Source organism: Nodosilinea sp. LEGE 07298, assembly GCF_015207265.1.
GTDB lineage: Bacteria > Cyanobacteriota > Cyanobacteriia > Phormidesmidales > Phormidesmidaceae > Nodosilinea.
Genome location: NZ_JADEXE010000240.1, coordinates 1 through 10,347, shown reverse-complemented (window position 1 = coordinate 10,347; position 10,347 = coordinate 1). Strand labels below are relative to the sequence as shown.

Here is a 10,347-nt window from a genome sequence, read left to right as displayed (position 1 = left end):
AGCCGCACTTCGGACACCGGATAACGCCGTCGGGCCAGCGCAACGTCCGAACGCTGTCGTAGCACTTGGCCTCTTCCAAAAGGTGTGTCAGGGTTAGCATGAGATCGCAGAGCAGGTGCACTTTAGTGTTCAGCCTAGCGAATACATCATCTGCTTGCAGGTCACCTCCCTGAAACACCTATTGAGCCGAATACAAAACTATGACCGACACCACCATCATCAAAGTCACCTCTGAAGCGGCACCGATGGGTGCGATGGGGCAAAAGCATCTGGCCCTCAGCAAAAAGATGGCCATGCGGCTGTGGGAAAATGAACAGCCCGGTGAGGCTAAACCGGAAGCCCAGCGACCCTACGAGGCGATCGGCTACGTCATCAGCGGGCGGGCTGAACTTCATCTCGAAGGCCAGATGGTGGTGCTCGAACCCGGCAACTCCTGGGTTGTGCCCGAAAGCGCATCCCACACCTACAAAATTTTGGAACCCTTCACCGCCGTTGAAGTGACAACACCCCCCGCTGTCATGCACGGACGCAACTAGGCTTGATGACCGCTGGGTCTGATACTGAATTCGCCATGGGTTACCCCTAGTTTGTAGGGGCATTGCACTGGGTCATATGCTGTAATGCCTCCCCATAGGCTACAAAACGCTATGCCCCTGCAACGTGCCTGTTCCAAATCAGGGGTTCTCATATCAAATTTCGTTAGGGATCAGTGTAGGAATGGCACTGGAAACGGTAGAGCAAGCGCAAGTTTTAACCCTAGAGAATCCCGAAATCAGGTTGACGATTCGGCCTGATTTAGGCGGACGAATTGATCAGCTAGAAGACCTGCAAACGGGGCATGCCTGGCTTTGGCATCCCTCCCACTACGCGCCTGAAACAACGCGATCGCTGGCCGTTGGTGACTCCTTTGACGACCACTGGACTGGCGGCTGGGATGAGGTGTTTCCCAATGATGCCGCTGGACCATTTCAGGGCCGAAATTTGGCCGACCACGGCGAGCTGTGGTCGCAGTCGTGGCAGGTTTTAGAAACCTCGCCCCTCAGCCTAACGCTGGGCTACCAGTGCCAAACGGTGCCCGTATGGGTCAAAAAGACCATTCAGCTCAACGCCAATCGCCCCGAGGCCAGCTTGGTTTACGAGTTCAAAAATCAGTCTGAGCAGCAAATTCCGTTTTTGTTCAAGCACCATGCCGCGATCGCGATCGAAGCTGGGGATGAAATACTACTGCCCGACTGCTGGGTAGAACCGGCATTTTTGGAGTTCAGCAAAATCATCGGCCAGCCCGGCAAAACCCGTTTTCCTAAAGCCATTGGGGCCAGTGGCAAAGCAGTCGATCTGCGGGTTATGCCGCCGCCCTCGTCTCAGCTGCAAGAGTTTTACTATGCATCTGAGCTAGCGAAGGGGCTCTGCGGCATTCGTCATCAGCGCAGCCAGTCATCTTTGCTAATGACGTTCGATACAGCCGATTTTCCCTACGTGTGGATGTTTCAAAGCTACGGTGGCTGGCGGGGCCATTATGTAGTTGTGGTAGAACCTTGCACTACCCTACCTTCTGATCTAGAAGAAGCCTGTCGCAATGGCACAGCGGCTTTGCTGCAACCCCAAGAGCATCAGCGCCGCAGGCTTATGCTGCACCTACAGCGCGATTGACGGCACCCTTGTCTTTGATCAATATCAGGCAATGGGCCTCTAAGTAGGCAAACGCAATAGGCGGCAATTAAAATTAAACATAAATCGATGTAGGTTGGCTTGAGGCACGCAACCCAACACTCACATGGGTTACGCTATCGCTAGCCCATCCTACATTTGAATTAACCCACATACGGATTAGCAACAAAAAACGCCCCAGAAACCTGGGGCGCAATTACCTTCATTCGACCTGTTACAGAATGGGCAGAGCCAAACCCCGCCCACATTCACAACCTAGCCGTTGATTACAGGAGCCTGTAGGGCAACGGGGGTAGCCTCACCGGCAAATGCCAGGTCGAGGGGGAAGTTGTGAGCATTGCGCTCGTGCATCACTTCCATACCCAGGTTGGCCCGGTTGATTACATCAGCCCAGGTGCCAATCACACGACCCTGAGAGTCGAGGACCGACTGGTTGAAGTTGAACCCGTTCAGGTTGAACGCCATGGTGCTAATGCCCAGCGACGTAAACCAGATACCGATGACAGGCCACGCACCCAAGAAGAAGTGCAGAGAGCGGCTGTTGTTGAAGCTGGCATATTGGAAGATCAATCGACCGAAGTAGCCGTGGGCCGCAACGATGTTGTAGGTCTCTTCTTCTTGGCCAAACTTGTAGCCGTAGTTCTGAGACTCGGTCTCGGTGGTCTCACGCACCAGCGAAGAGGTCACCAGCGAACCGTGCATGGCGGAAAACAGGGAACCACCGAACACACCAGCCACACCGAGCATGTGGAAGGGGTGCATCAGAATGTTGTGCTCAGCCTGGAACACCAGCATAAAGTTGAAGGTACCCGAGATACCCAGAGGCATGCCGTCAGAGAACGAGCCTTGGCCCAGGGGGTAGATCAAAAATACGGCGGTAGCGGCAGACAGCGGAGCGCTGTAAGCGACGCAGATCCAGGGGCGCATGCCCAGGCGATAGCTCAGTTCCCACTGACGACCCATATAGGCAAAAATGCCGATCAGGAAGTGGAAAATAATTAGCTGGTAAGGGCCACCGTTGTACAGCCACTCATCGAGGGAAGCGGCTTCCCAGATGGGGTAGAAGTGCAGGCCGATCGCATTAGACGAGGGCACAACCGCACCGGAGATGATGTTGTTGCCGTACATCAGCGAACCAGCGACGGGCTCACGGATGCCGTCGATATCTACCGCAGGTGCGGCGATAAACGCGATGATAAAGCAGGTGGTTGCGGCTAGCAGAGTGGGAATCATCAGAACGCCAAACCAACCCACATAGAGGCGGTTCTCGGTACTGGTAATCCACTGACAAAACCGCTCCCAGGCTCCCGCATTGTCGCGGGCGCGAAGAGTAGTAGTCATGGTAAAAGTGCCAATGAATAACAACAAAAAATGAATGTTGGATGATTAGCGATCAAACCCAAGCTCAGGTGTAGAGGTTGCCCACAGGCAAAACTTCACACCTGGGCTGGACTTGAATACTAACCACCCACATGCAGTGTAAAATTTCCCTTTTCTCTAGAAAATTGTGAGAAAGGAAAGTTTATTTCGTTGTACAAAAGTAAACAGACTAGCCGGGCGGCCACCCTAGGCTACGGCCACCCAGCAGATGCAGGTGTAGGTGGTAAACCGTTTGCCCACCGTCGTCTCCGGTGTTGATCACCACTCGATAGCCGTTTTCAGTTAAGCCATGCTGATCGGCAATTTCTTTAACGGTTAGCAACAAGTGCCCTAACAGTTCTTTATCGTCTGTAGTTGCATCTGCAAGCTTAGGAATCGGCTGCTTAGGAATAACCAGAATGTGAGTTGGGGCCTTGGGGGTAATGTCGGTAAAGGCTAGGCAGAGATCATCCTCATAGACTATGTTGGCCGGAATCTCTTTGCGGATGATTTTGCCAAAGATGGTGTCGCCACTCATGGGAAAAGTTGAGCTAAAAGACGCCGCTATTGTCGCATGGGTTAATTAATCACACACTTTTTGCTCTAGGGGCTTAACGGCGGGGCCGTGCAAAATGTTGCCCTCACAGCTAAAGCGGGAACCGTGGCAGGGGCAATCCCAGCTTTTCTCGGCCTGGTTCCAGGCGACAATGCAGCCCAGGTGAGGGCATACCGCCGAGACAGTGTGGAGCTGGCCGCTGTCGTCGCGGTAGGCGGCGATTTTGCTGCCGTTGTGGGTGACGAGCTTGCCAACGCCTGGCTCAACGCTGTCGGTGGAGTCGAACAGGCCCTTGAGGCGATCGCCCACCCAGTGCGCACCGACCTCCAGGTTTTGCTGAATTGAAGTAGAGGTGACAAAGGGGGTAGGGCGAGTAGCCTCGTACAGGTCGGCCCAGGGGTTGTGAATGCCGAGAATGCGATCTGATAGCACCATGGCCGAGAGAACAGACTTGGCCATGCCCCAGAGGCTAAACCCGGTGGCGACGTAGGTGTGCTGGTGGGCCGGGGTGAGGTTGCCGATGTAGGGCAGCTTGTCGAAAGAAATGTAGTCTTGGGTAGACCAGCGATACTCGGGCTCGACTCCAAAGGTACTGCGCAGGTAGCTCTCTAGGCGCTCAAAGCGCTCGTCGGTGGCGTCGTCTTTGCCGACTTTGTGGCCTTCACCACCCACCATCAGCACCGTGCCGCCGTCGTCGGTGGGGGTAGAGCGAATAGAGCGGTAGTTATCACCGACGCCGATGTACATGCCTTGGGGAGCTTGAGCGGGGTCAATGTGTCCACCGACAATGTAGGACCGTTTGGGGTAGGTTTTGGCAAAGTAGAGGCCAATGTCGAGAATCGGCAGGTTGGTGGCAATCACCACATCCTGGGCGGTAACAGTAGAGCCGTTGTGGGTAATAACACGGCAGGGACCTTCGTCTTCGACCGTTTTGACTCGGGTTTGCTCAAAGACGTAGCTGCCGTCGCCGGGTAGGGTCGCCGCGATCGCCAGCGTAAACTTGCGGGGGTGAAACTGGGCCTCGTCGGGCATCATGATTGCCCCGGTGATCGGGAAGGGCAGATCCACGCTTTCGACAAAGCTGGCGGGCAGGCCCAGGCTCTGGGCTGCTTCGACCTCCTTTTTGACCTTGGCTAGCCCATCGGCATCGGTGGCAAAGGTGTAGTTGGCCTTGCGCTCAAAGTCGCAGTCAATATTTTCAGCCGCAATTAGGTCGGCCAAGCGGGCGATCGCCGCCCGGTTAGATTCGCCAAACAGCTGCGCCTTTTCTTTACCGTGCTGCTCAATCAGCTCGGCGTAAATAAGCTGTTGCAGGGCCGCAACTTTGGCGGTGGTATGGCCCGAAACGCCTACACCAATGCGATCGGCCTCAATCAGCGCCACGGTTTTACCCGCCTGCTTGAGCAGCTTGGCCGTCGTTACCCCCGCTAGCCCAGCGCCTACAATCGCCACATCCACGGTCACGTTTTGACTCAGGGTTGGGTAGCTAGAGGGCAGCGTCGAGTCAATCCAGTACGAAACGTGGCGTCCGGTAAGCGTCATTAAAAAACCAAAAAGAGAGGATAGTTTAATCCTCTCTTTCTAGGTTCGTATTCCCCTCTTTCTATAGCGGTAGTCAAGCATCTCCCATAGGGCATAACTGTAGGCTTTAGGGGCTGGACCAGAGGGCATAGGCGGCCATGGGGCGCGATCGCTCATTCGCCATTGCCGCCATCAAAAGCGAGCAAGTCTAGCCTTGAGCTTCTTGGGAGCCAGCTTCTGGGCCAAAGTAGTGGGGCACAAAGCTACCGTGCAGGCCGTAGGGCACATGGTGGGGCAATTTGAGGCGAGCTACAGGGCCAGCGGTAATATCTTTGCCCTCCAAAATCACCAGGTCAGAGCACTGGCGCTCAGCGTTATACATCAGCACCAGTACCCAGCCGTCATCTTCACCCTGGCCCTGGGGCCGAGGCACAAACAGCGGCTCACCCATAAACCCACGCGGGGCAGCGCTCCACATCTCGGTCTCGCCCGTATGGGTGTCGAGCTTGAGCAGGGCTTGCAGCGGGGCGTTGCCCTGGGGCGCGTGGGCGGTACCTATAAATAGATGACGGTAGGGCCGCCCCAGGTAGTCGGGGTGCAGAGTGGGAAACTCCACACAGCGGGTCAGCTGTTTGCTGACTTCAGCCGTACCCGCCGCCACATTGAGGCTAAAGTGCCACAGTTCTCCTGCCGGAACGCTATCAAAATCGACATCGCGAAAGTCGCTGCTGCCATCTAAAGACGGAAAACTGCCGTAACAAACAGAGTCAATTACGATCTGACCCTCTTGCTCGAAGGCGTTGGCGTGGTGAAACACAAAGCAGGGGTCAGTCTCGATTACCTGCATGGGGTCGCCATTGCGAGGAATGACCAGAATTTTGGTTGGCTCTTTGGGGTTAAAGCTAATGCATTCTGCCGCGCCCTTGAACCCCAGCAAGAAGGGAATTGGACCAAAACTTACGGGGTTTTGGAAAAAGATGGCGTAGTTAGGGGTAAGGGCAAAATCGTGAATGAAGGCAAAGCCAGGAATCGAGTGGCTGTGCTGACTGAGGGCATTGCCCTGGGCGTCGATCTCGTAGAGCGTGATCTTGCTAGACAGCCCGGTTTTAAGCGAAAAACCTACTAGCCGTTGGTCGCCGTGGTGGCCAGGGTCGATTTTAGGGTGGGCGGTGAAGGAACCGCCGGGAGCAATCAGCCCGTTCAGATAGTCTAGCCCCAGGGTTTCTAAGGTAGATGGGTCTAGGCGATGGGGTTCGGCTGCTTCCCATAGGGCCAGCAGCTTGTCGGCCCAGTAGACGATGTGGGTATTGGCAATATTTTTGAGATTGAGGTCAAAGGCATTGGCCAGGGGGCCACCGGGCTTTTGGGTGCCAAACACGCCGCGAAACAGCGGCTTCTCCGCCTCTTGTTCGGCTAGGTAGGCCGCCGTGCGCACAAAGCGGTTGCGAAAGAACGCTTTCCCATCCTGAATGGCAAGACTGCTGATCATGCCATCGCCATCAAACGGGTGCTTGACGGGGTGACCTTGGACATCGAGCAGGCCGGGACCATTGCGAAACAGGGTGCCCTCGAGATCTGCCGGAATGTGGCCCTCAATATCGGTGACCCAGTAGCTGTGCTCGTTGGGCTGAGAGCGGTAGCCGCTGCTCCAGTCTTCGACGGAAAAGGCGGCGTTAGACCCAGCCTCGGCGGCGGTCATGGTGGGGGAATTGATGATGGGGTAGGTAGGCATCTCGATTGGGAGGGTAAAAGATAGTAAGGAGCATTAAAGACAGAGTGCATAACCCTAAGCGGTAGTGCCATCCGTCGCCATGCCTGTTTTAGGCGCGATCGCTGGCCCTGGGCTAATCGGGGTCACCGACGACGACGGGGTGCTCGGTTGAAACAGCGGCAAAGAGCGTGGTTGGCACCACAGGGGTTTCAGCCGGAGGTAGCTCTTCGACATGACTGTCGCCAACACTCTGCGACGACGATGAGGGCAGCAAAAACAGCAGCGGCAGGGGTAGCAGGGTGGTGAGGTTGGTGATTAGCACCAGCTCCCACAGGTTGTCGAAGTTCGTTTCGGTCACGCTAAGCCAGTGGGTGAGCACCGCGCCTAGCTCGTGGGAGAGCAGCCCGGCTAAATTCACCACCGACATCAGCAGGGCAAACAGGGTGGCCTCTACGCCGGGGGGGCACAGCCGAGCCGAGAGCACCAGCACGGGCATAAAGGCGATTTCGCCCATGACGGTAAGCACCAGGCTATCGCCCAGGCTAAACCACTCATCGCCAATACCCAGGGTGCGGTTGACGTGGGTAACCAGCAGCAGCATGCTCATACCCAGCACGCTAGAGAGCACCGTTGACCAGGCAAAAATAGTGCGAAAGGGCACTGTGCGCAAAAATCGCTGAAATACCCAAATGCCCAGCAGCGATGCCAGGCTGGTTACCAGCCGCACCCGACCCAAAAACTCAGGCTGAAAGCCCAAATCATTGGTGGTAAAGAAAAAGAAGGCGGCGTCGGCGGTGGGGGTAGCCTGCCAAAGGAAGAGAAACAGGGCTGGCATCCAGATTGCCCGCTGGCGAACAGCCTGCCAGAGCTGCTTGACCTGGTTGTTGACGACCGCCCAGCTGGGCGAGTCTACTGGGTCTTCGGTAATTAGAATAGCCACCAGCGACACAATCAGTGGAAAGGTGGCGGTAATGCCAAAGACGGTGCGAGTGCTGACGTGCTGAAGCAGCGCCCCGCCCAGATAGGCGGTGAGAACGCCTCCGACTGCCGACGTGCCCCAGGCCAGCGATTGCAGCGTACCGGCTTTGCCCAAAGATTCGCCTCGGGCGCGTTCTACCACTAGAGAGTCGACGATGACGTCGCTAACGGCGACCGATAGAGAGCTGAGAGTAATGGCCGCGATCGCAGCCCAGCCCGTCTGCACTACGGTCGCCAGCGCCAGCCACGCCCCGGCTCCCAAAACCCCCGACAACATCAGGTAGGGCCGCCGTCGATAGCCAAAAATGGGCAGACCATCCGACAGGAGGCCAAACACGGGCTTGACTGTCCAGGGCAGGGTGGCAATGCCGCTGAGAGCGGCTACTTCTGCTGGAGTCAGCCCCAAATCATCTTTGAGAAAAAAGCTGACTGCCAGCCGAGCCAAGCCTAAAATGCCCTGTACAAAGTACACCAGCAAAATGGCGGCCAGTTCTGAGGTCAGGGGCTGGCCCAGGAGAATGCGATTCTCCACAAAGCCTTTAATGCCGCTGGTTGAGGGGGAGGAAGCCGTCATGAATAAATCAGTCTTGCCAATCAGGGGTCTAAGCGCTCTCGGATTTGTTAAGAAATGTCAATGGTTTTCCCATGATAACTCGCTGCTGTAAGTGGTTGGGGTGTAGCCCCACCAGGTTGGTCTATCGAGGGATAGAAAACTTCAGAGTGAAAAACCCTGAAAATAGCGGGATTGGTCGTTCTCCAAATCGATTGAGAAACTATTCCATCGGATCAATGGCACGGATTGGAATAAGGATTGGGGCGTGCCGTGGCTGGGCGATTAGGGCAACCCTGCCCAAACCAACTTATTGACGGTGGCCAACGCCAACGCCAATAAGTTGGAACGCTGTTAGGAGCGTTAGCCCGCCATGCTCATAGGGAGTGGCGAGTCGATTGAAGGAGTCAGCTGCGCTCTCGCCGGGTTTTAGTGGGGCAAAATAGCTTGTTTTTTGAAATATTCGACCGTTTAGGGGCGAGATTGCCCCTAAAGCTTGCCAAGGTTTTTGTATTGACTCCCCTGGCGAATACTGCAATAGTTGAGCGTAATTCTCGGGTACGCACCAAATCTGGGTCAATCAACGGGTTCTGCGAGTCAGCATATTCCTGTTTTGCCTGTGGACTTGGTATATTCGCCTAGCCTTCAGTTCTTTGCCTCCCTCGTCACAACGATGCAGTACTCAGCCAAGCTTCTCGTTGCCGCACTATTTGCCCTTAGCCCGGCAGCTCATCCCGCTTTGAGGGAGTTTGCCCTGGCTCAGGTTGCCCAGTCTCCGGAGTTTTCGCTACCTGAAACCGTGCCTTCAGGGACGACGCTGTCAATTCAGAGTTCCCCCAACCTGGGTTTTGCTGCCGAGGCGCTGAAGCAGGAGTTTGAAGCGGCCTATGAGGGTACTGAGGTTGGGGTAGAGGTGACCAACAGCGATGAGGCGATCGCGGCCCTGATCGACGGAAACGCTGACCTGGCGGCAATCGGACGCCCCCTCACAGATGAAGAACAGGCGCAGAATTTAAACACGGTAGCTCTAGAACGGGCCAAAATCGCGATCATCACTGGCCCTGACAATCCCTTCGATGGCAACCTGACCTTTGAGCAGTTTGCCGCTATGTTTCGGGGCGAAATCACCGACTGGTCACAGGTTGGGAGCGAGCCTGGCCCAATTCGGTTTGTCGATCGCCCCGCAGACAGCGACACCCGCCGCTCGCTCAGCCAGTACGAAGTGTTTGGTAGTGCTCCCTTTGAAGCTGGCCCCACTACCGACACGGTGGCTGAAGACGATACGGCAGCGGTGATTCAGGCGCTGAACGACGATGGCATTAGCTATGCGATCGCGCCCCATGTGATCGACCAGCCGGCGGTCACCATTGTGCCTATGCACCAGACCCTGCCCGATGACCCTCGCTACCCCTACTCTCAGCCTCGCTATTTTGTCTATAGCGGAGAGCCTACCCCTGCGGTAGCAGCCTTTTTAGGCTACGCGACTTCTTCAGAAGGTCTAGCTGCTTTTGCGGCGGCTCAGGTGGCCGAAGTCGGGGATGTTGCTGAGGGAGTAACCGCCCCGGTAGACCCTGTTGCAGAAGAAACCCTAGCCGTAGCTCCAGCACCGACCGATGCCGACCCAGAGGCGGTGGCCCCAGCACCAGCCGAGACAGCCCCGGTTGTAGCCGACAATGACGGAGGGTTTGCCTGGTGGTGGTTGCTTCTACCTCTTGCCGCCCTAGGTGGGTTGGCATGGCTACTGGGTCGCGGCAGAAGAAGCATGTCTCCTGATGCTGAGACAGCCGTTGTACCGCCTCCCAGCGCTCAACCCATCGACCCCCCTCCCAGCGCCCAACATCCCATTCCTCCTGCGGTTGAGCCACCTGTGGCAACAACCCCTGCTGCTGCTGCACCGCCGCTGCTGGTCGATGAGCCTGTGGTGGCCGCTATGCCCGCGCCAGCACCCGAACCGCCAGCGCCCGAGCCAGTAGTGCCCGAACCGCCAGTGGTGCCTGAGCCGCC

General features: G+C 56.4%; 9 protein-coding genes. 3 read left to right on the top strand and 6 right to left on the bottom strand.

Features of this window, described 5'->3' with window-relative positions:
- Positions 1–100: transposase (locus IQ273_RS35975; protein ID WP_194021068.1), on the bottom strand; the 100-nt coding region annotated here is incomplete at its 3' end.
- A 100-nt stretch (positions 101–200) separates the two neighbouring features.
- Between IQ273_RS35975 and IQ273_RS24710 the strand changes: the two genes are divergently transcribed.
- Both IQ273_RS24710 and IQ273_RS24705 read left to right on the top strand, forming a co-directional pair.
- Positions 201–536 carry a cupin domain-containing protein gene (locus IQ273_RS24710; protein WP_194025806.1) on the top strand — a complete coding sequence of 112 codons (336 nt, stop codon included), beginning with the start codon at positions 201–203 and terminating at the stop codon, positions 534–536.
- Between the two features lie 181 nt (positions 537–717).
- Positions 718–1,650 carry a DUF4432 family protein gene (locus IQ273_RS24705; protein WP_194025805.1) on the top strand — a complete coding sequence of 311 codons (933 nt, stop codon included), beginning with the start codon at positions 718–720 and terminating at the stop codon, positions 1,648–1,650.
- A 273-nt stretch (positions 1,651–1,923) separates the two neighbouring features.
- Here the strand turns inward: IQ273_RS24705 and psbA are convergent, their stop codons facing one another.
- The 5 genes from psbA to IQ273_RS24680 form a co-directional block, all read right to left on the bottom strand.
- Positions 1,924–3,009, bottom strand: a complete 1,086-nt coding sequence (psbA, locus tag IQ273_RS24700; protein ID WP_194025804.1) for a photosystem II q(b) protein — start codon at positions 3,007–3,009, stop codon at positions 1,924–1,926.
- A 208-nt stretch (positions 3,010–3,217) separates the two neighbouring features.
- On the bottom strand, positions 3,218–3,565 hold the full coding sequence (locus IQ273_RS24695) for a histidine triad nucleotide-binding protein (protein WP_194025803.1): 348 nt from the start codon (positions 3,563–3,565) through the stop codon (positions 3,218–3,220).
- 45 nt (positions 3,566–3,610) lie between these two features.
- Complete coding sequence (locus IQ273_RS24690; RefSeq protein WP_194025802.1) at positions 3,611–5,125, bottom strand: FAD-dependent oxidoreductase; 1,515 nt, start codon at positions 5,123–5,125, stop codon at positions 3,611–3,613.
- A 187-nt stretch (positions 5,126–5,312) separates the two neighbouring features.
- The gene (locus IQ273_RS24685) at positions 5,313–6,836 is read right to left on the bottom strand and encodes a carotenoid oxygenase family protein (protein WP_194025801.1); all 1,524 of its coding nucleotides are present in this window, start codon (positions 6,834–6,836) and stop codon (positions 5,313–5,315) included.
- Between the two features lie 112 nt (positions 6,837–6,948).
- Positions 6,949–8,367: a folate/biopterin family MFS transporter gene (locus tag IQ273_RS24680; RefSeq protein ID WP_194025800.1), complete on the bottom strand. Its 1,419-nt coding sequence runs from the start codon at positions 8,365–8,367 to the stop codon at positions 6,949–6,951.
- Positions 8,368–8,962: 595 nt separating this feature from the next.
- Here IQ273_RS24680 and IQ273_RS24675 point away from each other — a divergent pair.
- The coding region (locus tag IQ273_RS24675) for a substrate-binding domain-containing protein (protein ID WP_194025799.1) at positions 8,963–10,347 on the top strand (1,385 nt) is incomplete at its 3' end.